At 60.4% G+C, this 22,407-nt stretch carries 27 protein-coding genes; 11 read left to right on the forward strand and 16 right to left on the reverse strand.

Going from position 1 to position 22,407, the window contains the following annotated elements:
- The first annotated feature begins 45 nt into the window (after window positions 1-45).
- The gene (locus NO876_RS17210) at window positions 46-699 is read left to right on the forward strand and encodes a bifunctional 4-hydroxy-2-oxoglutarate aldolase/2-dehydro-3-deoxy-phosphogluconate aldolase (protein ID WP_256422912.1); all 654 of its coding nucleotides are present in this window, start codon (window positions 46-48) and stop codon (window positions 697-699) included.
- A 369-nt stretch (window positions 700-1,068) separates the two neighbouring features.
- Window positions 1,069-1,614, forward strand: coding sequence for a DNA starvation/stationary phase protection protein DpsA (gene dpsA / locus NO876_RS17215; protein WP_256422913.1), 546 nt, complete (start codon window positions 1,069-1,071; stop codon window positions 1,612-1,614).
- Between the two features lie 17 nt (window positions 1,615-1,631).
- Here dpsA and NO876_RS17220 read toward each other — a convergent pair whose 3' ends face one another.
- The 5 genes from NO876_RS17220 to NO876_RS17240 form a co-directional block, all read right to left on the reverse strand.
- Window positions 1,632-1,964 (reverse strand): amphi-Trp domain-containing protein, encoded by a 333-nt coding sequence (locus tag NO876_RS17220; protein WP_256422914.1) that lies wholly within the window; start codon window positions 1,962-1,964, stop codon window positions 1,632-1,634.
- 4 nt (window positions 1,965-1,968) lie between these two features.
- Window positions 1,969-2,136, reverse strand: a complete 168-nt coding sequence (locus NO876_RS17225) for a hypothetical protein (RefSeq protein WP_256422915.1) — start codon at window positions 2,134-2,136, stop codon at window positions 1,969-1,971.
- Between the two features lie 218 nt (window positions 2,137-2,354).
- Window positions 2,355-3,122, reverse strand: coding sequence for a metallophosphoesterase family protein (locus NO876_RS17230; RefSeq protein WP_256422916.1), 768 nt, complete (start codon window positions 3,120-3,122; stop codon window positions 2,355-2,357).
- Window positions 3,123-3,147: 25 nt separating this feature from the next.
- Complete coding sequence (locus NO876_RS17235) at window positions 3,148-3,690, reverse strand: GNAT family N-acetyltransferase (protein WP_256422917.1); 543 nt, start codon at window positions 3,688-3,690, stop codon at window positions 3,148-3,150.
- Window positions 3,691-3,692: 2 nt separating this feature from the next.
- Window positions 3,693-5,255 carry a methyltransferase gene (locus tag NO876_RS17240; RefSeq protein ID WP_256422918.1) on the reverse strand — a complete coding sequence of 521 codons (1,563 nt, stop codon included), beginning with the start codon at window positions 5,253-5,255 and terminating at the stop codon, window positions 3,693-3,695.
- Window positions 5,256-5,478: 223 nt separating this feature from the next.
- Between NO876_RS17240 and NO876_RS18170 the strand changes: the two genes are divergently transcribed.
- Entirely contained in the window at window positions 5,479-5,835 is a 357-nt protein-coding gene (locus NO876_RS18170) for a DUF7344 domain-containing protein (RefSeq protein ID WP_425601468.1), read from the forward strand.
- A 294-nt stretch (window positions 5,836-6,129) separates the two neighbouring features.
- Window positions 6,130-7,326, forward strand: coding sequence for an AI-2E family transporter (locus tag NO876_RS17245; RefSeq protein ID WP_256422981.1), 1,197 nt, complete (start codon window positions 6,130-6,132; stop codon window positions 7,324-7,326).
- A gap of 179 nt (window positions 7,327-7,505) precedes the next feature.
- Here NO876_RS17245 and NO876_RS17250 read toward each other — a convergent pair whose 3' ends face one another.
- The 9 genes from NO876_RS17250 to NO876_RS17290 form a co-directional block, all read right to left on the reverse strand.
- On the reverse strand, window positions 7,506-8,144 hold the full coding sequence (locus NO876_RS17250; RefSeq protein WP_256422919.1) for a DUF2238 domain-containing protein: 639 nt from the start codon (window positions 8,142-8,144) through the stop codon (window positions 7,506-7,508).
- Window positions 8,141-8,731, reverse strand: coding sequence for a hypothetical protein (locus NO876_RS17255; protein ID WP_256422920.1), 591 nt, complete (start codon window positions 8,729-8,731; stop codon window positions 8,141-8,143). Before NO876_RS17255 ends, NO876_RS17250 begins: the two co-directional genes overlap by 4 nt.
- A gap of 1,806 nt (window positions 8,732-10,537) precedes the next feature.
- On the reverse strand, window positions 10,538-10,714 hold the full coding sequence (locus NO876_RS17260) for a hypothetical protein (protein WP_256422921.1): 177 nt from the start codon (window positions 10,712-10,714) through the stop codon (window positions 10,538-10,540).
- 13 nt (window positions 10,715-10,727) lie between these two features.
- A complete protein-coding gene (locus NO876_RS17265; protein ID WP_256422922.1) occupies window positions 10,728-11,081 on the reverse strand; it encodes a hypothetical protein in 354 nt (117 codons plus the stop codon).
- 176 nt (window positions 11,082-11,257) lie between these two features.
- Window positions 11,258-12,424 carry a DUF7972 family membrane protein gene (locus NO876_RS17270; protein ID WP_256422923.1) on the reverse strand — a complete coding sequence of 389 codons (1,167 nt, stop codon included), beginning with the start codon at window positions 12,422-12,424 and terminating at the stop codon, window positions 11,258-11,260.
- A 17-nt stretch (window positions 12,425-12,441) separates the two neighbouring features.
- Complete coding sequence (locus NO876_RS17275; RefSeq protein WP_256422924.1) at window positions 12,442-13,749, reverse strand: zinc metalloprotease; 1,308 nt, start codon at window positions 13,747-13,749, stop codon at window positions 12,442-12,444.
- A 12-nt stretch (window positions 13,750-13,761) separates the two neighbouring features.
- Window positions 13,762-14,511, reverse strand: coding sequence for a GNAT family N-acetyltransferase (locus NO876_RS17280; protein WP_256422925.1), 750 nt, complete (start codon window positions 14,509-14,511; stop codon window positions 13,762-13,764).
- A 116-nt stretch (window positions 14,512-14,627) separates the two neighbouring features.
- On the reverse strand, window positions 14,628-14,870 hold the full coding sequence (locus tag NO876_RS17285) for a PRC-barrel domain containing protein (protein WP_256422926.1): 243 nt from the start codon (window positions 14,868-14,870) through the stop codon (window positions 14,628-14,630).
- Window positions 14,871-15,134: 264 nt separating this feature from the next.
- Window positions 15,135-15,458 carry a DUF5789 family protein gene (locus NO876_RS17290; RefSeq protein WP_256422927.1) on the reverse strand — a complete coding sequence of 108 codons (324 nt, stop codon included), beginning with the start codon at window positions 15,456-15,458 and terminating at the stop codon, window positions 15,135-15,137.
- A 249-nt stretch (window positions 15,459-15,707) separates the two neighbouring features.
- Between NO876_RS17290 and NO876_RS17295 the strand changes: the two genes are divergently transcribed.
- The 4 genes from NO876_RS17295 (at window position 15,708) to NO876_RS17310 (ending at window position 18,399) form a co-directional block, all read left to right on the forward strand.
- Window positions 15,708-16,007, forward strand: coding sequence for a DUF7130 family rubredoxin-like protein (locus NO876_RS17295; protein ID WP_256422928.1), 300 nt, complete (start codon window positions 15,708-15,710; stop codon window positions 16,005-16,007).
- Window positions 16,008-16,119: 112 nt separating this feature from the next.
- Window positions 16,120-16,608 carry a hypothetical protein gene (locus NO876_RS17300; RefSeq protein WP_256422929.1) on the forward strand — a complete coding sequence of 163 codons (489 nt, stop codon included), beginning with the start codon at window positions 16,120-16,122 and terminating at the stop codon, window positions 16,606-16,608.
- A gap of 418 nt (window positions 16,609-17,026) precedes the next feature.
- Window positions 17,027-17,791 carry an FxLYD domain-containing protein gene (locus NO876_RS17305; RefSeq protein ID WP_256422930.1) on the forward strand — a complete coding sequence of 255 codons (765 nt, stop codon included), beginning with the start codon at window positions 17,027-17,029 and terminating at the stop codon, window positions 17,789-17,791.
- 440 nt (window positions 17,792-18,231) lie between these two features.
- Entirely contained in the window at window positions 18,232-18,399 is a 168-nt protein-coding gene (locus NO876_RS17310) for a hypothetical protein (RefSeq protein ID WP_256422931.1), read from the forward strand.
- A gap of 212 nt (window positions 18,400-18,611) precedes the next feature.
- On the opposite strand, the gene NO876_RS17315 is transcribed toward NO876_RS17310, so the two are convergent.
- Window positions 18,612-19,109 (reverse strand): FxLYD domain-containing protein, encoded by a 498-nt coding sequence (locus NO876_RS17315; protein ID WP_256422932.1) that lies wholly within the window; start codon window positions 19,107-19,109, stop codon window positions 18,612-18,614.
- Between the two features lie 84 nt (window positions 19,110-19,193).
- Window positions 19,194-20,207, reverse strand: a complete 1,014-nt coding sequence (locus NO876_RS17320) for a PrsW family intramembrane metalloprotease (RefSeq protein WP_256422933.1) — start codon at window positions 20,205-20,207, stop codon at window positions 19,194-19,196.
- 510 nt (window positions 20,208-20,717) lie between these two features.
- Here NO876_RS17320 and NO876_RS17325 point away from each other — a divergent pair.
- From NO876_RS17325 to NO876_RS17335, 3 genes are all read left to right on the forward strand, one after another.
- Window positions 20,718-20,858, forward strand: coding sequence for a hypothetical protein (locus tag NO876_RS17325; protein ID WP_256422934.1), 141 nt, complete (start codon window positions 20,718-20,720; stop codon window positions 20,856-20,858).
- Window positions 20,855-21,148, forward strand: coding sequence for a hypothetical protein (locus tag NO876_RS17330; RefSeq protein ID WP_256422935.1), 294 nt, complete (start codon window positions 20,855-20,857; stop codon window positions 21,146-21,148). The genes NO876_RS17325 and NO876_RS17330 overlap by 4 nt, the downstream gene beginning before the upstream one ends.
- A gap of 437 nt (window positions 21,149-21,585) precedes the next feature.
- Window positions 21,586-22,254 (forward strand): helix-turn-helix domain-containing protein, encoded by a 669-nt coding sequence (locus NO876_RS17335; RefSeq protein ID WP_256422936.1) that lies wholly within the window; start codon window positions 21,586-21,588, stop codon window positions 22,252-22,254.
- Window positions 22,255-22,407: the final 153 nt, after the last annotated feature.

Genomic DNA, 22,407 nt, shown 5'->3' on the forward strand with positions numbered 1-22,407 from the left:
CCGTTCGTCGGGTCATTTATCAGCGTTTCACGAGAGTCCCCGCGTATGAGCCGACAGCGACAACGGGACCTCGACCGACTGCTAGAGACCGGAATCGTCGGAATCCTCCGCGGCGTCCCGGCGGAGGAGACGACAGACGTCGCCGGGGCCCTCGCCGACGGCGGCGTCGACGTTATCGAGGTAACGGCCGACACCGACGGCGCGCTCGACACCATTTCCCGGCTGTCCTCGGCCTTCGACCGCTCGGACCTGCTCGTCGGGGCGGGGACCGTCCTCGATAGCGAGACCGCGAGCGCGGCGCTTCGGGCGGGCGCGGAGTTCGTGGTCACGCCCAGTTTCGACGCCGGCGTGGTACGCACGTGTAACCGGTACGGCGCCGTCGTGGCGCCTGGGGTGATGACGCCGACGGAGGCGGTCGACGCGTACGAGGCGGGGGCCGACGTTCTGAAGGTCTTCCCGGCGTCGACGCTCGGACCCGGGCACATCGCGAGTCTGAAGGGACCGCTCGAACACCTCCCGCTGCTCCCGACAGGGGGGGTTTCGCTCGACAACGTCGAGGCGTTCGTCGAGGCGGGAGCAGACGGCGTCGGCGTGGGGAGTTCACTCGTCGACAGCGAGGCCGTCGCCACCGGCGACTACGATATCCTGACCGAACGCGCGGAGGCATTCCGAGGAGCCATAGAGCGCGCGCGGGAGTGATCACCCGCGGCACGAACTCGTCCGGGCGGTGAGACCGACGAACCGGACGATCGAGAGAAGGTTCTGTATCACCGTGCGCCGTGGATCTCCACGAGCACATTCGATAAAGCTGTCCACAGCGGGCCATCCGGCAATGCCTGCCCCCGCCCGGTCACCCCGGTGCAGGCGTCGCAGAAATAAAAGTATGGATATTGATAGTAATTGATCACTCACCGGCGGAGAAAGTGTTCGCCGGAAAACGCGTGCACTTCTGCCTGTGGCATTCACTACGGGTATTAAGCTAATTCTGAAATTCTTTTTTAGGCGGTGCGAAAAATTGTTTTGGTATTGATAAGTTATAAGTGGGTGGCGGCCGTATCGTGAGACGAGATGAGCACGCAGAAAGAGACACAACAGCGCGCGGGTACCGTCGAAGAAAACGCACTCCGGCTCGAGACCGAGAAGGCAGAGCAGATCATCGACGCGTTGAACACCGACCTCGCGGACGCGTACGTCCTCTATCACCAGCTCCACAAGCACCACTGGAACGTCGAGGGGGCGGAGTTCCTCGACGTCCACGTGTTCCTCCAGGAAGTCTACGAGGACGTAGAGGACGCGGCCGACGAACTCGCCGAGCGGCTCCAGGCGCTCGGGGGCGTCCCGCACGCCAGTATGACGACGCTCGCGGAGAACGCGACGGTCGAGCCCGAAGACGAGGACGTCTACGACATCCGGACGTCGCTCTCGAACGACCTCGAGATGATGGGCGACATCATCGAGAGCTACCGGCAGCACGTCGAACTCGCCGAGGGGCTCGGTGACCACGCGACCGCCCAGATGCTCCGCGAACAGCTGGAAACGATCGAGGGACACACCCACCACGTCGAACACTACCTCGAAGACGACACGCTCGTGCGCGAGTCGGCGACGAAGTAACGCCGTCGGGTGACCTATTAGCGGACGTCGGGCGCGGTTTCGTCCGTGTGGCCGGGAAGTTCCAGTTCGATCTCGAGCTCCGGTTCACCGGTCCCGTCGAAGTCGATTTCGAGCTCGACCGGTTCGCCGAACGCGAACGGGAGTTCCCACTCGTCGGTCACGAGTCGAATGTCGTCGCCGTCGCGGAGCTGTTTTCCAAGGTCGATCAGAAACGCGCCCGCTTCGTTGGCGTCGAGGCGATACTCTTCCTCGAACTTCCGACCGGTTCGGATCGTCGTCCGTTCCGATTCCGTCTCGGCCGTCGGTCTCGTCTCGGATTCCGATTCCGTGGAATTCGGTGTGTCGGTCATACGATCACCGACGCACGTCGACAGTGAGATCGCTCGCGATCCAGCCGTCCGTGTTGTCGGCTTCGATGAACACGGATCGACTCGGACGGCTTTCACAGACGGTTATCGTCGGAGAGTGATCGGGTTCGCGCGCCGATTGTGGGTCGGGACGCGACTGAGCGCCTACGGACATTAGCGGTGTTTAGGCTTACCTAAAATAAAAAGGGTCCGGTCCGTTCCCGAGGTCGGAGAGCGCTATCGCCCCTCGCCATATGGGAGCGACGGGATCGAAACGTCTTCGGCTTCGACGCCGTCCAGATCCTCCGAGACCAGTTCGAGAAGTTTCTCGGCCACGTCTGGACGGAGCAGACCGGCGAGGCGCACGAATGGCGCGAGGGGGAACTGCGACGCTCAGTCCGACAACCGAACCCGGTGTTCAGTCCCATCGCCCGCGCGGTGTTCGAAGACGGTCTGCTCGCCGGTCCGGAGTACGGCGAACGCGCCCGTCTCGCCGCGGGGGTTGCGACGCTTGTTGAAGGAGTCGACCGTGAAGTGCGCGCGGCCGTCGACGTCGTCGTAGTGCCAGGCGTGGAGGTGACCGTTCACGACGGTCTCGATCCGGTCCGCGGCGGGGTCGAGGACCTCTCGAACCGCTCGCTTGTTGCCGCAGAAGGCCTCCTCCGGGTGTTCTCCGAACCAGTAATTGTCGCCCACGGATCGGTAGTGAACGGGGTGGTGAACGAAGACGACGGCGTCTCGGAGGTCCGCAACCGCGTCCTTCAGGGCGTCGAGTTGGACGGCGTCGACCTCACCGCGACTTCCGGAGAGCCGCGGGGCCGAGGAGTCGAGGAAGACCCGGTCGGCGTCGGGGTCGATCCGCCAGCGGTCGTTCCCCACGAGCCCCTCGAACGTATCGAGATCCAGGTGGTCGACGTCGTGGTTCCCCGGAACGACGCGGTACGGGATCGGGAGGTCGTCGAGTCGGTCCACGAACCGATCGAGTAGGCGGCGGTCGGCCTCAGGGCCGGCCCCCGCGACGACGTCGCCGAGGACGAGCAGTTCGTCGGGATCCCGCGCCAGGAACCGCTCTGTGACCGACTCGAAGGCGCCGAACAGCGGATCCGCGCTGTCGGGACCCAGGTGGAGGTCCGAGACGATAGCGACGGTATCACCGGTCATCGATCCGAGTCCGCGTGGCGTGCAGTCATCGCTCGAATCCCTCGACGTCGACCCCGTAGTACACCGTGTCGATACCCTGGCCCCTGTCGTCCTCGATCCGAGTGAGCAACTCGAACCCGAGGTCCTCGAGGAGGTCGAGGTGACGGTCGTTCGAGTCCCACGTGCGGGTCGTCACGTAGGGTTCCCGAACGTCCTCGGGGACGTCGGTCAACAGTTCGTGGTACAGTCTCCGGGCGTGGCCCTCGCGTCGGTGTGCCGGATCGACGATGATCGTCGAGACGTAATCGGACGGCGTGTACGCGCCGAGTTCGTCGATGGCGTAGCCCGGACGGAACGAGAGGAACCCGTAGACGTCCTCGCCGTCGCGAGCGAGGACGAACGACTGGTCGATGCACTGCTCGAAATACTCGTCGAGCGCGTCGTTCCGCTGTTCGTCGAGCCCGTCGGTCTGGGTCGTTCCCTGGCGGGCGGACAGCGGCGGCACGAACTCGGCTTCGGCGGCCGCGAGTAGTCTGCGGATCTCGTCGGCGTACGGTCGCGGATCGGCCACGTATTCGACGGTCGTCATCGTTACGCCTCGGTTGGAACCGCGATCACGTATATCCGGTGGACCGTGACGTCGGTGGGATCGAGTTGCTTCCGCGCGCGCTGCTTGAACTGCTCGCGGAAGATCTCCCGCTGAGACTCGCTCTGCAGGCGTTCGCAGTAGGCGTTCAGACTCGCCTCCGCGAAGTCGTCGACGATGGTGTCGGGAGCGGTGTCGTTGTCGTCTTTCACCCTGATTGGATCGAATCCGTGTCCTTCCAGTAAGTCCCCCATTTCGTCGGTGTTGTAGTAGATGAGATCCAGCGGCGGGTTCAGGTTCTCGAAGTAGGCGTCGTAGTCGAAGTCGTTGAGCACCTCGACCGCGACCTGATGGAGCTCCTTGTAGGTGCCCTCGTGGCCCTGATGGATCGCCAGGAGCCCGTCGGGAGCGATCAGCTTTCTGAGGTTGGCGTACGCCTCGTGTTGGCCCTCGACCCAGTGCATCGCGGCGTTCGAGAAGATCAGGTCGTAGCGGCCGATCTCCTCGTCGGGACAGTACTTCTCGATCTTCTCGTAGCTGTACTCGATGTCGAGGTGCTCGGGGCTGTGCTCGGTGCGGGCCTTCGCGATCGCCGATCGGGAAGAGTCGATCCCGACGACCGACGCGTCGGGGTACCGCTCCGCCAGTCGCTCCGTCACCTTACCGGTGCCGCAGCCGACGTCGAGGATGTGGTCGGGATCGAACTCCCGGGTCACCGTCGCCGACTCGATGAATCCGAGGAGTTGGACCGACTGCTGTTCCTGGATCGTCGAGTGCTCCTCGTAGCGGTCCGGGTTGCGGAACAGCGCCCGGTCGTCGTTGATCCGCTCTAAGCAGGCGTTCGTGAAGTGGTTGAGGAGCGCCCCGTCCATATAGCGCTCGTCCTGCGTGTACGCCTGCGTGAACGCGTTGAGCGCCTCCTCGTAGTTCTGATTGGCGAACTCGCGCGTCCCCTCGTTGAACAGGTGGATGTACGTCTCGCTGAACTTCGTCGTATCGCAGAGGTGAAAGACGTCGAGGTCACGGCGAATCCCCCGGAGGCTCTGGTCGGGGATCCGCCGGCCGACGTAGCCGTCGGGGAGTTCGTGGACCGAACTCGAGTGATACGTGTTTTCGTCGACCAGGATCGAGGCGTCGTACTCCTTGCACAGTCCCTCGAGGCGGGCCGCGATGTTCACGCTGCGGCCGATGACCGTCGAATCGATGTCGGCGATCGTGGTCTCGTTGACCGGGCCCGTCGCGATGCCGATACCGACGTTGACTGAGCCGAACCGACGGTCGATGCCGCCCTGGTCGTTCGTGTACCGGTGGATCTCCGTCGCCGCGTTCAGCGCGCTCTGCCCGGGGGCGTCACCTCGAAAGACGGCCATAATCCCGTCGCCGACGACTTTGTCGATCACCCCGCCCTGTTTTTCCACCACAGTCCGGACGTGTCCGAAGAGTCCGTCGAGCATCTCGCTGATCTCGTCGTCAGCGTAGTTGTCGAGAAGAAGCGTGAAGTTCCGCACGTCGAGAAAGAGCACCGAGACGGGGTCCCCTTCACTGTCGGGCAGCGAGTCGGCAGCCATACGCGCTCGGTTCACGCGGGGGAAGCAAAAGTCATCGGGATGTGTCGCGGTACCGCAGTCGGGGACGCGCTACGATAAGGGCACACATCAGAACCATCCTCCGAGGTCGTGTCTCTCAGAGTACCTACACACTGTGAGGATTAGGGTTAACGACAGGGGTTTCCGCGAAGTGCGTGAAGCATCTAGTCATCGTTTGTTCGAGCCTGCGTTCCGACTGAATATGATGGACCCCTATGAACGACTCACGACAGCGGATATCGACCGAGACAGCAGTACGGCTACTGACCGAACAGCAGCGACGACAGAGCCACATCAGGTGACTGACTCACCCGACGGGACGACTGTGGACCAGCTCACGAAGCAACTAGAGGAGGCAGAGTCTACGAACTCGAACGGATCCTCCGAACATCGAGGTACCGGGCTTCACCACGTTCACCTGCCGAAGTTACAGGGGGCGGACGTCATCGTTTACGACTCGGATCAGCAAACGGTTCGACGCGGACAACACCTCGAAGATGTTCGCAGCCTCCTCCGCCCCATTGAAGAGCATTGTGCGGGTATTTCGAAACCAACGGTCTGACTACCCTACGTATGCTCGGACAAATTATCGAGAAGTTGTTGTCGACGTCCGAAGCGGCGACCTTGTTCGAATACCGGAATTGTTTTACTTTCCATATGTTCACGGAGATGGCTAGATATACCCGCTGTGAGATAACCATCGAAACTGTCCCGACAGCGTCCGTCCTTGGCTGGGCTCCATCCGTTCCAAGCGGTTGCCGACCCGGTACGGGACGGCCATCTCACGTGCGGAAAGCCAGCTATCAGGGGTGACTGTTTCGTGACACAACTGGAACGGAACAGCGTGTTCTGGTGGATGTACGTGGCAGCTCTCGCGGCAGCAGCGGCTTTCATTGCGCACTCCTTCGTCGGGATACTCGTTCTCGGTCTGTTCGGGTACTATGCGACCCGTCCGATATGCACCCGCTTCACAACGGTCTTCGGATCCAAGCGCGTAGCGGCCGGACTGACAGCAGTCACTGTCCTCTTCCCAATATTGGTACTCACGCTTTACGCGGGAGTTCGAATGTTTCAGCAGATCCAGCGACAGTTCGAGGAGAGCGTACTCTCGATGCTCGCCTCGCGAGTCGTCGGGGTCGACGTTGAGGAGAACGGTCCCGGAGCGTTGCTCAGAGACCCGCCGTCCATCGACCAACTGACCGACCTACTATTCGGGTCCGCCGTCCAGCAGGGACTGTCCGTCCTCGATCTCTTGTTCGGGGCGGTCCTCCTCGTCGGACTCGCCGTAACGCTGTCGTATGCCCTACTCGTATACGACGAGGCGCTCTCTGACGCATTCGCGGAGTTCGTCGGCGGTCCGGACGAGACCGTCTACTCGTACGCAACGGCCGTCGATACCGACCTCGAATCGGTCTTTTTCGGTAACCTCCTGTTCGCCCTCATCATGTCCGTAGTAGCGATGGCAGCCTACACGACTACCAACCTCCTCGCGCCGCCCGGTGCCCAGATCCCGATGGTGTTCACCCTCGGGGTGCTGACGGGGTTCACCAGCCTCATCCCGATCGTTGTCAGCAAAGTCGTGTATCTCCCTGTCGTCGCGTACCTCGCCCTCACTACGACGCAGGGGGGAAACGGGGGATTCGTCTTCGTCGGGGTCGTCCTCGTCAGCTACGTTCTTGTACTCGATATCCTCCCGCAATCGGTCCTCCAGCCCTATATCTCGGGCCGGCAACTGAACCCGATGATCCTCCTCTTCGCTTATATTCTCGGTCCCCTCCTGTTCGGGTGGTACGGGTTCTTCCTCCTACCGATCGTGTTTGTATTGATGTTCGAGGCGGTCCGGATCGTCCTCCCCGAACTCCTCCACGGCGAGCCCATCGGACCGGAACCCGGACTCGCTGAGGAGGCCGGTGCCGATACGGATGCGATGCAGGAAGGCAATGCTGACGCGGATGCGATGCAGGAAGACAATGCCGACGCGGATGCGATGCAGGAAGACGATGCCGACGCGGCTACGTCGGATACAGACGGGACGAGCACGACCCGGGGGTAACCCCATACTCGAGGATCGCCGTCGTGAGTTCACTCCGGGGGGTGCTCGCTACGATGTCGGAGTGTAATCCACGAGCGGGATCCCACGTCTATCCCGTGACGCAGACATTGTTGTGACTGTCTTCCGGAGATCGCGCTCCCGGTGACGCGATCGCCGGTGAGAGACGACGACAGTCCGTATCAGGAGTTCCGGGAGCCGAACCGACGTCGGAAGAACCCCGCGAGCGGGACGAAGTACCCGGAGCCGCCGACGGCCACGATCAGTCCGCCGATCGTGTTGAACAGCATGTCCGTGACGATGTCGTCGACGCCGTAGACGACCAGCGGTGCCTCGATGCCGAGTAGCTGCGGTACCTGTCCGGACGCGAATTCGAGTAGTTCCCAGACGACGGAGACAGCGAGGACGAACACGACGATGAACACGGGCCGGAAGCTGGCCGGAACGTGAAGTTCCTCCGAGTGGAGTTCGAACCCGCGGAAGGTCGCGTATCCCAGCCCAGCGACGAGAGTCGCTGAGACCGTGTGCGTCACGCTGTCGAACCAGGAGAACCACGAGTACGGGCCGAGCGACCCCACGCTGTGAAGGGAGACGGCGATGGTAATCCACAGGACCAGCGCGGGACTCATCGTGTACTCGTACTCCCGGCGGATCGCGGCCGGGATTAACGTGAGCGTCAGACCGAACGCGCCGTTGACAGCCATGCCCAGGCGTAGCGTGATCAGGCCGACGAGGCAGATACCCGCCAGTACGACCTGCAACAGTCGGGTCAGCAGGCGTTGTCTCCGCTGCGAGAGGCCGATGGCATCGGTGACTGTCATGACGTCTCCTCCGGGACGACCGGTCGGTGACGTGAACCGACGTGTTCGATACGGTCGAAGTACCACAGGAAGATCCCACCCATAACGAGGCTGACGACCATAACGGCGACGAGGTCCCACTGAAGTTCGGCCTGTGAGTGGATGAAGGAGGTGCCAAACACCTGGTCTGAATAGTAGCCGGCGATCGTCCACCACGACTGGAAGGCGATAGTCGTCATCACGGCGAACAGCACTGCGAAGCGGCGGCTCATCTCCACGTCGGTGAATGAGTCGAGCTCGACGACGGCCGCGAGCGCGACGGACGAAATGGCGACGTATCCGGTGACCTCCGGGGCGAAACCGAACGTTCGCGCGGTCACGCCGACAGCGACGACCAACCCGAGTGGCCACGGGAGCATCACCCGCCAGTCCCGTCGCAGCACCGCCGGAACGACGAGGATTCCGGCAGCGACCAGTGCGAGTACGCCCCCGAGTAGCGGCGCCATAAGGAGGCCAACGGCGGCGATCAGGATCACGAACCCGACGAAGGCCCACCCAAGTGTCGCGTTCGTTGTCGCGTTTCGCGCGAGCGAGTGTGTGATAGCCATAGTTGTACGTCGTCAGACGGGACTCTCTCGCCGACCGGTGCGTGAATCTCCGGGTGTTCGTCCCGTCACGATTCCACAGTTCGCGGCCAGATATCCACCGGTCCCGCACGCGGCCGGCCCGCGTGGGTACGTAACTGCGACCACGCCGGTATGAGACGCCCCTCCACCCTCGGCAGAGAGTGTCCTCGGTGCCAGACCCGGGTCAGTAACGGCCTGGGTCGCCAATACATATGCGACCTTCGACCCGGAGGGATAAACGCTATTTCCATCGTTAGAATATATGAATATGTGAATAGTTCTTTCGCGGGGATTCGACTGTGGGGTGGCCCTGTTGTGCGTGGGATACTCGTAGAACGAACGGATATTCCAGTGGTAAGTACTACCTATTCGCGGACACGCTATAGCTAATAACTGAAAAATATCTGACTGTATGTATTGAAATCAAGTATCACGATGAGTGCGTCGGATCTCCTCGTCGATACACATTATTTTATAATTATCGTATATCAACTTTCGTCCATCCGTCGATCAATCCTGACATCCCCGTTAGTTAGTAGTATAGGTATAATTATATATTAAAAGTTTTGAGGATTATCGTCGGTCGCGTCGGCATACTCGGGGAGGAGGATCACCAGAAAGTGATTGACCTGTTCCGAGAGACATTCGATTAGTTCCGCCCTCCACAGAAGATCGATAGCTTTCACCGGTCCGAAATCGCCATAAATCGTCGATATTGTAGGGAGAGAGAACACGTATCAAGTGACCCACGATGGTTCTTGCTGAAGCGTCGACCGTGTCTTCGTAGGCGGTATCAAGATATATTCCTATTGATATATAATTCGAAGTATCGCTTCGTCGTCTTTTTGTGACTCTCGCGAACGTCCCGTTCGACCACGCCGAATCAGATCGGGGCCTGATCCTCGCAATCGAAAGGCTGCATCACCCTCTCTATCGTCTAGTTGAATCGCTTCATCTCGATTGGTTTAGTTCTCGCCTTGAGTGATTTCCGTCGAGCGCGTCGTCGATACGCTCTCGTTCTCGTTGGAATTCGTCGCTATCAGTGTTGATCTCGTCCGTATCGACGAGCCTATGACGCTGTCCTGTGGATTACCATCGCTGAGCACTACCTGTCGGAGTTCCCTTGATTCAAGCAGGAAAACGGACAGCACCGCGGTCTCCGGATCGCCGAGGAACGGCTCTCCACTCGTACGCCGTCCGGCTCACCGAACACCTAATCCAGATAGCTCGCTCTTCGTCGATTTACAGAGTGAGCTCGAATCGCGGACGTATGTCGGGGCGTGCGTTCCCTTGACACGGGTAATTGCCTTTTGCAACACGTGGCGAAGTATATTATCGGACGCTGATAAGAGACCTGCCATTACAGAACTAACGGTGTAATTCAAAGTGAGTATACTGTCTCGGATCCCACAGTCGTGTGCGTCCGATCGCGTACGCGGTCCGCCCAATATATGACGTGACAACTGGCTGCAAGTCGAAGTCGCAGCGACTGGCGATCCCGGCTGACAGCGTCGGTCGCTGACGGGGGTAGATACGCTATGCTTACACGAATAAGGATAGTCAAACCCACAACCAGAGGGTATCGGTCTCGCGTTCGACGCGATCAGGGGCCCGGAGTCGGAGCGCGCAGCGACTGGCGGTCTTCAGCTAACAGCATCGACCGCTGACGGAGGAGAAATACGCCGTGCTTACGAAAATTATGGGACCTTCTAACAAACTAATGACGGCCCGGTGGGAGACGATATTTCGAACGACCCTGATCGTCCCGGGAGGGACGGCTCCCGCTCGCTACGGGTTCCCGATGACCCCCGCCAACGCGGGGACCTTCTCAGCCAGCCACGGCCTGAGGTAGACGAAGCCACCGATGACGACGGCGGTGACGAGGAAGCCGCCGACTGGGCCGACCCGCTTCGACGCGACCTTCCAGACCGTCCACGCGGTTCCGAGGAGTTGGAGGAATCTCATCATAGTTTCACCATCATACCCCGGGGACCCCGAAAGCGCCGATTCCGAGCCCGAGGACTGCGTTCAGGACAAAGAGGATGACGAGCGCTGAAACCCAGGCCACCAGCCCGATGAGCGCGGCTTTGATCCAGTCACCCGGATACCGCCAGTTGATGACGGCGATCCACACGATCAGGGCGATGATGGGTCCGATGAGCGGGATCCAGGCCGTCAGTGCCCACGCGATGGCACCGACCAACGCGGTGATGACAGCGTGACTGTAGTCGTCAACGCCCACGATTACGCGAGCGCTGATGTAGATCGCGAGCCCCCCGATCAAGAGGGCAACGATGAATGCGACTAACGATCCGATAAACTCTGTTACCATACCTACTCTTCGTCGACAGACTCAATAAAACTTCGCCAAACTGTATTGTCTTCGAAAGTGACTGTGCGTGTCACCGGAGACGGCCGGATTAGGGAGGGACACCACCTGCAGCATTCGAACCACTCCCTTCGGTCGTTTGGGGGAGCCACCCACGGCGAGGGCGATCTCGATGCACGCTAATCCAGCGAGAAGATCCCGCGGGACGCAGTCAGTCGCGCGACGGTCGAGAGCCGGAGCACATAGGCGGTCAACACGAGGTAGGGTGCGAACGAGATCGTAAACGCGACGGCGATGAACGGCTGTAGCACCGGGATACCAAGGATCTGGCCGTCGGGAAAGACTCTTCCGTTGATTGTTATAATCGTTGCGGCGTTGAACAAGATGGCCGGGAGCGCGACGACCAGCAGCGTCTGGGACAGCTGTGACACCTCTTTCGTATAATAAAGGGTTTTGAAATACTCCTTTCCGATGGCGAACAGTTCGAACGCTTCGATGAGGTCGTCGAATCGTTCTGTCGAGGCCTCACGGGACGAATCGAGCGTTCGTGACCGTTCGATGTGCGAACCGTAGTCGAACCCGATCCCCTTCCAGAGGACGGCGAACTCCGCGCCGGAGGTCTCCTCGACTGCCCCGAGCCGCTCGGCGGCCTCCGAGACCGAGGTCACGAACTCCTCGATATCCTCGACGAAATCCTGTTCGGCACCGTCTAACTCCTTCGTGAGCTCTTGCGCACGAGCACTGATAGTTTTGGACATCGCTCTCAGGAACGACGAGGGATTGGACGGATTCTCCCCGTTGTCGGTCAGATCGCCGAGGTTCCGACGGAACTTTATCGCACCCTGAATCCGATTTTCCTGGTTTTCGACGGAGGTTATGTCGTGTGAGAGGACGATCGAGTTGATCGAGACGACGATGGAGACCAGTAGAATCATTCCGCTCAGGAGCGTATTGAGGATCGTCTGCACGGTCCTGGTGTCCGTCAGTAGCGTCTGTATCTCGAAGGTCCAGAACGTCGATAGAAGTAGGAAAGTCGTGAAGACCGAGGTGAGTAACGCTCCCGTCACCGCCAGCCGGTTCGCGTCGAGCAATATCCACCGTTTCAGGGCGAACCCGGTGGTCTCGTACGGGACGGGGAACCAGTCTCGCAACTCGATTGCTCTCCAGTCGAAACTCATAACACGGTTCCCTGAGCGGCAGCACTGGATGGACCCGCCCATAATTGAGCACTCATCAGTTCGATAGACAACCCACAGTGGCAAAATCCTGTGGGTGTACACGACTCGGTTGCTCCTTCTCGAGGTGATGCTATGAGGCCAGGTCACGCTCCAACGACGGCCGCTCACGCCTCGTCGTCGACGGCCTACGGTCGGTCACGGAAGAGCGCGAGATGTCTGAGTGCCATCCGATTTTCGATTCCGCCGGCAAGCGCGCCCGACAGCACACCGAGCGTGCTGATGAAGGCCCCGACACGGACGAGGTCGACGAGCCCGACCGTGGGGTCCTCGAGGCTCGGCCAGTTCGTCATCAGGTTCGGCGGGAAGACGGCGAACTCGATCAGAAGTATGATCGACCCGACGAGGACGAAGAGTCCCATCATCGCCGCGACGAGGATGAAGAACACTGTCACGTTCACCAGTGCCATGTGTTCGGTGATCACCTGGCTGCGCTCTCGCGGGAACGACAGCCGCTGGACGTATAGGAGATGGACTGCGGCAGCGATGATACTCCCGACGGCGAACAGCGCGGTGGTGCGGTTGGTCAGGTTCAGCCCGACGTCCCACGCCTCGGCGCTGAACACGAGGATCAGCGTCGGCGTCACTGCGGCCGTCGAGAGACGCGGAAGTGAGAACGGGAGCAGCGGTGCGCGACTCTGCAGCAGCGTCGCGACGACGATACCCGGATTCCGCACGAGGCTCACCGCGTGAAACGCCAACCTTCGGGGCCGACCTCGCGAGACGTCCTCCTCGGGGATGCGGGTAGCGATCTCTCTGAGGTAATCTGTGATGTCCGCATCGAACGGCGGGACACGCCGCCGGGAGGGATCGAACGAGAACGGAGCCATCACGCCGCTATCACTGTGATCCGCACGAAACACGTGGCCCAGGAGGTGGACGAGGAGGGTCGCAGCGTTCCAGCGGACGGCCGCCGAGTCGAGCGCTCCGACCGTCTCCCGGCCGGGGATTCGCAGAAGTCGTCGCGTCGAGACGACGACGACGCGGGCGAGCGGGGAGGCGAGCCCCTCGACCGATTTCTCATCTCGCGTGGTCAGGGGCACGTCGGTCACGACGACGACGAGGTCGTACGGTCGTTTCATCATATGATGTGCGGCCTCGTCGAGGAACTCGGACGGCCGTCGGGGGGCGCCGTCGGTGAGCGGATCCGGTTCGGCACAGTTGACCCGCCAGGCCGCGTCCGTGGCTGCCGCCAGCTCATTGACGCCGTCGCGGGCCATCTGATCGGCAAACGATTGCAACGGTTCGACATCGCCACCCGGCGAGTGAGCAATGAGAACTCCCACGTCGATCTGTGGCGCATCCGCGTCGTCACTTCGGTCGTCCACAGTCGGCGGGTCGGACCCCATCGCCTCCTCGCCGTCAGTTACTGCACTACCTGCGGAATCCCGGTCGACGTCGGAGGCCTTGGGATTTATCGCCTGAGCGTCGTCCATCACCGGACAGCGTCAGAGATACGCATCGTCCCACTCGTCAGCCAGGTGAACGTTGCCACAGTTCCCGCACTCGAGCCTGTCTTGCCCGTCGCCGGAGACGTCCGTACTGCCGCACTGTGAACAGAAGTACCCGTACGCTTCCGCTTCCCCGTCCGCACCGTACAGCGTAAAGAACGGGGCTTCCGTTCCGGGAACGCTATCGTCCCGATCGACGGGCCGATCGCTCCCGTCGACGGTGACAGACTCCGGAACCGGGACGGTGGGTTCGTTCGCCGTCTCCGTCCCCTCGCCCTCGACGAACGTCGTGACGGCGAACTCCTCCCCGCCGACCATTATCTCGTCGTGGCCATCCTGTTTTAAGCCGAATCCCTCCAGGAACTGGCCGCCCTCGACGGCGTCCTGGAGGATACTGGCCGCTATCGGCTTCTCGGCAAACTCCTCGCGAACGCGATCGATCAACGCCGTGGCGATTCCCCCACCACGTGCTTCTGGATCCACGTGGAGCCACCGGATCGTCGCTCTCGTTCCGAGTTCGACGGTGACGAACCCGAAGACCGACTCCGTGCCGTCGACCGTGGCGTCGACGACGAGCACCGCGGTGTCTGTATCGTCGAGCAAGTCGGCCAGTGACGTGTCGTCGAACTCCTCTTCGAGTATCGTCTCGATCTGCTGTGGACTGAGCGAGTACGACGATTGCAGCGAGTCGCGCGTGATCGCTCTGATCCGTTCACGGTCGTCCGACTCCGCGGGGCGAACTTCCATGCAGTCTGTTATCGTTGAACAGGCATAAGTCGTCCGTTGTCTTCATTTTCGCGTCGAAAATACCGCGCTCAAAAAAATGACCAGCAGGAGACGGATCACAAACGTCCGGTGGGGAGTTACCTGCGCAGGTGAATCTCGTCGTCCGAAACGCGCTCGATTCTGGAACTGTCGAGCAGGTAGTCCTCCTCGTCGCCCTCCCCCCAGCCCAGTTTGGACTTGATCGTGTCCGCCAGCCCCGGATCGGGATCGACGTGTGCCTTGCCGTGTTCCACCTCGATGACGCGACCAACCTGATCGCCGTTGTAGTTTACCACGTTTTTCCCCTCGTCGTCCTCTGTCAGGGTTACGTTGTCCTGCATTGCGGTCTAACTAACGACGCCTTCTGACCTGAGGGTTCTGCTTGCCTGTGCTGGGTGTATATTAGGGAGATCAGCTCACCGGTCGGAATTAGCCCCGACGCCGCCGCCCGCAGGAGGACAGATCGGGACTATCGTAGCGTTTGCACGCCTTTACTCACGCGATCGCACGACTGCGTTCGATCGGATACGTAATGGGTTGCAACCGCTACGATAGGCGAAGAGAAGTCAGATCAGACACTCCGGGCGCAGACGCGACGCCGCGATTTAGAACGATTCCGTCTCATTCGAATCGCCCTCGTCCGGGGCGCTTCCGCCACGGTCGCTGTAATCCTCCCGACCGATCGCCCCGTCGCCGACCATGTTGAACACCGCCTGCCGGACGCTCTCTGCGTCCTCATACTCCCGCTCGTGCTCCGAAGAGAGCACCTCACGTAACGTGACCTGTTCACCGATGAGACCGAGTTCACGGTCACCGTACCGACTGAGCAGCGTCTCGTGAGACAGCGGGTACGACTCCTCCTCGAGATCGCCGGTGAGCGCGCCGAATTCGATGCCGTGCTCTCGGGTGTCGTCGGGGTCGTTCGCCATAGTAGCCCTTCGACAAGACGAGCTGAAATAGCTCCTGCAGGCGTATGCAAGGTAATGTGTTCCGTCCCAGAGTCTTCCAGTACCCGTCCACCGGAAGCCGGACTCCACTCGCGGGAGCGACCACACGCGGCATCGGAGCGAGAGGTGACACCACCCCGTGACCGACCGATTCCCACGCCTCGGGCCCGATAGAACCCTTCGCATACTGCCTCCACCAAGTTGAATACGCGTGCGAGCGAATCGCACAATATGGACGACCAAGACCGAGTCCACAGTGTGTCGATCGAACCGGGAGAACTAGTGTACGACGGCAACAGGCGACTGGTGGGGCGCGTGAGCGGCCTCACCGACGATGGGTTCGAAGCGGAGGTGATAGACCCCGACGGGAGCGAGGTGGAGGAGCTGCCGGGCCAGGAGTTCGGTGAGGGGTACCTGATGTGGCGGTGTAGCGAATGCGGCGAGATGGACGAACTGGACGAGGGGCTGCCAGAGTCGTGCCCGAGCTGTGGTGCTCCCCGAGAAGCGATCTCCGTCGTAGAGGAGGATTAAAACGAGTCACCCGCGAGCGGGATGCTCTTCCTGACGATGGGCGTCTCGTACATCCTCTCCGTCCTCGGTGCGGTTTCGAACACACGCTCGTTTTGCCAGCAGCGTCTCCGGGATGGGGGCGGATAACGAAACCGTCGCCTACTCGACGTGGGACGGTGAAAATTTCGATGGGCTCGACCTTCCACTCAATTCGCTCGCGTCACGGCTCGATACGCTCGCAGACCAGCACAGGTCCTATCCGATTCTCCACTACTACCACAGTGAAGAGTCCGAGCACGCCTCCGCGATGGCAGTCGCCGTCTTCGACGAATCGATGACGATTCTACGGTTCGGCGTTCCGAACGACGAGCAGCCTAACGCGGTGCTCGTCAAGAATGTCCGCTCGCGAGTCAGAACTACCTCGAAACCCAACAATGCATTTATGCAGCCTGCCGACGAGCCACCGCCGCCGCCGGACTCGGACCGACTTCGTAGTGAGGGCGTCCCGACCGTCTCCGACGACGAGTTCGCCGACGCGCTCGATGAGCTCTCGGAACGGCGACGGAAACTGCTCGGGATCGTGACCGCCGATGCCTGGCACTGGCCCCCTATCGACTCATAACTGAGGTACCGTCTGCTTCTCCGGTTGGGGACCGCTCGTCCGGATTGTTACCGTCGGTAAACACATCGCCATCGGTCGTGACGTAAAAGTCGGATAGTCAGGCTAGTGTAATCACCCAGCACACCTCCTGTAGGACTTCACGACGGCTATTTCCGGACCGGGGAACTGCTGAAGAACTCCCATAGCCGGGCGAACGTAACGCTGGTCGAACCTTGGGTCGTAGCTGTTGATCCACATAATCAAGAAAATAATTACCGTTAAGATATATTGTCTTTTTTCTCCCGGAGCGCCAGAACTGATTGTGGCATCAGACCAGAATCCGAGTAGGATCAGCAGCACAGGCGACCGAACGAACCGGCGAACATTCCTTATCAAGGCCGTAGGTGGCACAGCGATCGCCGGACTGATCGCGGGCTGTATGGGCGATGAGGGGTCCGGGGCGACCGACACGCCGGAGCCGACGGATACACCGGAGCCGACCGACACTCCGGAGCCGACCGAGACCGACACGGAGACGGGAACTGACACCGACATCAGCGGCGAGGTCGGAGACACCGAGGACAACCTGGAGGTCACGAACCACGAACTCTATCAGACCAACGGCGAGGTTGGCCTCCAAGGGACCATCCAGAACACGGGCGACAGCACGTACGACTTCGTCCAAGCCGAGGTCACGCTGCAGGACGACCAAGGCGAGATCCTCTACGAGTTCATCGACGAGACCGAGGAGGAGTCCGTGTCTCAGCTCGAGGCCGGTAACGAGTGGCAGTTCGACGTGGTCTTCGAGGAGGCCCAGATGTCCGAGGTCACCAGCTACACCATCGACGTCGACGGGTACCCGGTTCCCGACGAGGACTTCGGGGACATCACCGGCGATGTCGACGATCAGGACGATAACCTCGAGATCATAAGTACCCACCTCACGCGCCAGGAGTCCCAGACGTTCGTCACGGGCGATATCAAGAACGTCGGTCAGGACGACATCGAGAACATCGAGGTGAACGTGACGCTCTACGACGACAGTGACAACGAGCTCTTCGACTTCAACGACACCGTCGAGCAGGAGGACGAGCTCCAGCAACTGTTCCCGGATCAGATCTGGGAGTTCCGGGTCGTCTTCGATGACATCGACATGCAGAACATCGCCCGCTACGTAGTCACCGCGAACAGCGAACTCGTCTGAACGTCTATCAGTTCGTCATCGACTTCGGAACCGAGACGCCCAACGCTCCGTCGAGGTGCCCCAGTCGACGAGCGAGAGCAAGCCCGTTGACGGCAGGCAGGACGACCGTCGGTTGACAGCAGTGGTGAGGATGAGTCTATGGGACCTGAGTTTTCGGATGAACAGATTCACCGAACGACGTGGTTTGCCCGAGATCACGGTTTCGACTCTGGTCGAGCGCAGAACGCCTCGTACGGGGATACGCTGGTTTTCGAGTGCGAGGATCAAGAAGAGACAGATCGTATGATACAGGTCGAGTATGTCGGCGGGACCGAACGCTGAGGTGCTCTGGTTCCCAAGAAAATCCAGCCAGAACAGTAGTTGCTTCACCCGTTTCTTCAAAAAGACAGCGAGTCGCATTATCGATATGGTTCACAAGCTTTGCGATCGTTGAACAGGGAATGACAGATCACGAGCAGCCATCCCCAGAGATGGGCCGGAACTTGGCAAATATCTTCGTCGAGATGACTGGTGAAACTAGCATAACAGACCAACAAGACCGGGAACAGGAGAGGAGCAAAAAGGTGATCAATGTCACAGATACCAAGCTGTCCCAGGGAGAAAAATGATGGTCTGCATTAATTTGAACCATCGCCGGTAACGTCGAGAAAATGAGAGAGAGGGACAGCGTCTAGTGGTTTTTGCAGAGCAATTGCTGGAATAGCACTGTCGTTTCACCATTCAGAAGTGGCGCTGATCACGCTAGCCGTGGGAGGGTGTCAGCACTGTGCCGTCTGGCGTCTTCTCGTCGTTCAAGGGAGCCAGAGAAGGGGGTTCTCCGCTATACATAGCTGGCCGTAGCCCTGATCACGTAGTAGTCGATCTGGAACTCCTGCTCGTCGAAGGTTGTAGCCCACTGCCACGTCTCGCCAGTATCGAGGCGCTCGTGGGTGGTCTGTTCGCTCGCGGAATCCAAAATCTCGTCCTCGGTCTCGTTCCTATCGTGGAGGGTCACCTCGACGACAACGTTCTGGAGTTGACGGTCACCAGCGTTCGTCGCGTCGCCCGCCACGACGAGCCCTTTCTCGCCCGCCCGCTGGAACGTGAACCCGTCGAGGATGAGTTCCTCGGACTCCTGTGGGGTGACTGTCCCGACCGGGTCCTCGTAGGGGCCTGGATTCTCCGGCGCATTGCGCACGAGAGTCACCAAGATATCTGCCTCATCGCCGTTGGCGACATCAGTTGTCCCGTCCGGGGTCCCGCCGGGGGCGGTGCAGCCCGCGAGACTGGCGGTTGCCGTTCCAATACCGACCGTCTGGATGAATTGTCTTCGTTTCATTGTATTCAACTGCCACAGGGCGAGTATTCAGCACGGTGTCTGGCGGGAGGAAAGAAACTGGTGAGCAAACGGCAGAACAGCCAGTTACTCAGTCTCTGCATCGATCACTCGTTCTTCGCTTTCGGTATTCTCGTTCGAATGCGCTGCCCGGTGGGCGTTTTTGTACTGCTGGATTTTTCGGTAGAGCAGGTAGCCAAAGCCCCCCACATACAGTACAACATAGACGAAGAACGCGGGTAGTTGGGGGAGGCCCGTCACGGCCTGTATCAACCCGCTTCCAATTCCGACGGTGGTGTTGTAGGTTGCGTGGATTAGCGCGGCGATGATGAGCCCCTTTACGATGATTGGACCGCGATTTCCCGGGTTGAACTTCGCTAACCCGAGGTAATATCCCGCGAACGCCGAGTAGACGACGTGCCCGGGCCCGGCTAACGCGCGGGTCGCAGTGATATCACCGCCGATACCGATCAGGTCCAAGCCGAGAGACAGACCGCCGACTTCTCCGACTGCTCCACTGATGTAGATGGCGTTTTCGATGGTAGCGAATCCGAGTCCGGCGATAGCGCCGTACACTGCACCGTCGATAACTGCGGCGAACCGAGCGTCGTTATACGCATAGAGCCGTACAGCGAGCAGTTTTACCGACTCCTCCACGGGGCCCACGATGAGGAAGAAAAACAGAACCATCCCGAGACCACCGAGCGCCGTGAAAAACGGCTGAAACACGCTATTGGCAACGGCAGCAAACCCTGCGGTGAGCACGCCAAGTATGAAGGTAGCCGCGAGCAGCGATAGCGGTTCGCTGGTCGTTACATCGCTGTACCAGACGTACGCCGCCAACGCCAGCGCGGGGAGGGCAGAGAGGATCGCTAGCACGCCGATTAAGGGCTCCCGCAGAATACTGAGTCCACCGACGGCGAGGAAAATCAATAGTGCGAGCAGGACCAGAAGAATCTGGCCGGTACGAACCGCCACCCAGTAGACCGCAACCGAGACACTATCGAGGAGAGACCGCCGTTCCCACGTTGAGATCCCGTAGAGATCCCGCTCGTCGTCCACCGCCTCGACAGGATCCGTTACATTTTCTACGTCTTGCATGCTGTTTCTGTCAGAGAGTAGTTCGCTTCTTCAGCACAGACAAGAACGAACTTATCAATCGACGCTTGACAGACCATAGTGAGGTGTAAGTTCTAGATGAACGTCAAACCGCAAGTTATCTCAGTTACTCAATTGTGAGACCTGGAGTGACAGAACGACGTTGTCGTGCGGGCTTTACGCTCTGTATCTCGCAAGCGGTTTCTGAAAAGTTTTAGAGAGGGTTCTCCTCGGTGTGAGACAGCCTTACCCTGAACTGTGAGGCCTGGAGTCACGTCGATACGTCGCGATGAGCGAACGATAGTTTAAATACCGCAATTCCCACCCACTACACTATGAGTTCTCGGTCAGGGGTCACAACGCCGGCATTCTGGAACGATCCCGAAGAGCGCTCCGAAGGGGGCGGTGGCCAGCTTTATACGCCGTTGTACCACCACCTGCCAAAGATTCCATCGGCCGGACTCGTCAATTACGACACCGAGCACGAGGTTGTCGAGCCGACCGCCGCAATAGATGCCTGAGTACACACTTAGCACCGGCGTCGAACTGGAACTGTGGGTTGTCGACGAGATGGGGCAGCTATGCGACGGGACGGACATAGTCGACGCACACAAGCGGATAGAGTTCGAGTTCATCACCCGCTCATCGAGGTGAAGACGGCACCGCACACCAGCGAGTGCGACTTGCGACGCGATCTCCGGTCGACGCTCCGGACGGGAATCAGAGCAGCGGAGACCGTCGGTAAGCGTCTCGTCTCACTGGGGACGCCGTTGACTGCGTCGGACGCCGCGGCGAACTGCGAGCGTGGACGAACCTTCGAGACTGTCTACGGCAGCGGCGGTCAGAGCGCGAAGAACTGTGCCGGGACGCACATCCACTTCGAGCGCGCTCGGAACGTTATCGGGCCACGTATCGAGCGGTTAGATCGCCGCACAGAGCAGTAACCCGTGCTCGAACCGGTATCGAGAGCGACACGGGTTGTGCTCCCCAGCGCGACCCCGCACAGTGCCGCTCGATCCACGACTAGCAACACCAAGCCGAGGGCGAGGGCAAATGCCCCCAGGAGCTCGGGCAGTTTGTCGCCCTGGGAGCTCGACGATCTCGACCGCGACGGTCGGCTCCGAGAACTCCACCGGAATCCGGTCATCACGCGCGGTAAGCAAAGCCACACCCTCACAGTGGGATGGCCTGCGGACATCCCGTGAAACAGTGCCGTTCCGGAAGTCTGGCCCCGTTTAATATGAGATACAAAAAATAAGACGACAGTATTCAATCGTGGACTGCGGGGTCATAGATGCCGATTTTCGTCCCGTCGGTGACGCACGACTGGAGGCTCTCCTACGCTGCTTATACTAAAGGTCCCTCCGGTCAGTGGGTGTATATGGAGACAGTCGTAGACGCCACTATCCCGACTGACCAGTTCGTCCTCGAGGAGACCATCGAGCGAGTCCCAGACGTCGAATTCGAGTTCGTTCGTTTCGCCATCAACGATTCGGCGTGTCCGGTTCCGTTCCTCTGGGGGTCGACGAGCCAGCCGGATCGACTGGACGCGGCCCTGCAGAACGATTCGTCCACGGAGCGCGTGAGTTGCCTGTCCTGGGACGACGGTCGCGGCCTGTACTCGATTGACTGGACGGAGCGTGCGGCGTGCCTCATCGACGGTTTCGACGAGACCGGCGGCTCGGTGCTGGACGTCCGAGGCACGTCCGACCGGTGGATGGTCCAGATTCTGTTTCCCGACCGTTCGACGGCGTCTGAGGCGTTCCAAGCCTGGTGTGACGACGGCATCAACCCGTCGCTATCCCGGGTGAGCAACCTTTCCTGCCGGAGCGACAATATGAGAGGGCTGTCGGCGACACAACACAGCACCATCGCCGAGGCGTTCCAGCGGAATTACTACAACGTCCCACGGGGAACGACGCTGGCGGAGCTGGCCACGGACCTGGAGGTGTCGCACCAGGCCCTGTCCGAACGCCTCCGCCGAGGCCACTCCCATCTCGTCGAACGGATGCTCTCGGAGTCGACGCCTGCAGTGGAACGTCGACCGTGAGCGTCCCGTCACTACTACGACTGCTTCGATACGATCATCGGTACCCCGATGCTCATTCTGGGCCTCTGATGCCGGACTTATCCCTCCAGACCCGGAAGAGGCGTTATGCAGTTCCGCCCAGCGACGTCGACAGTTCGCAGCATCACCAAGAGA

This window comes from Halobellus rarus, from assembly GCF_024494595.1.
Lineage (GTDB): Archaea > Halobacteriota > Halobacteria > Halobacteriales > Haloferacaceae > Haloquadratum > Haloquadratum rarum.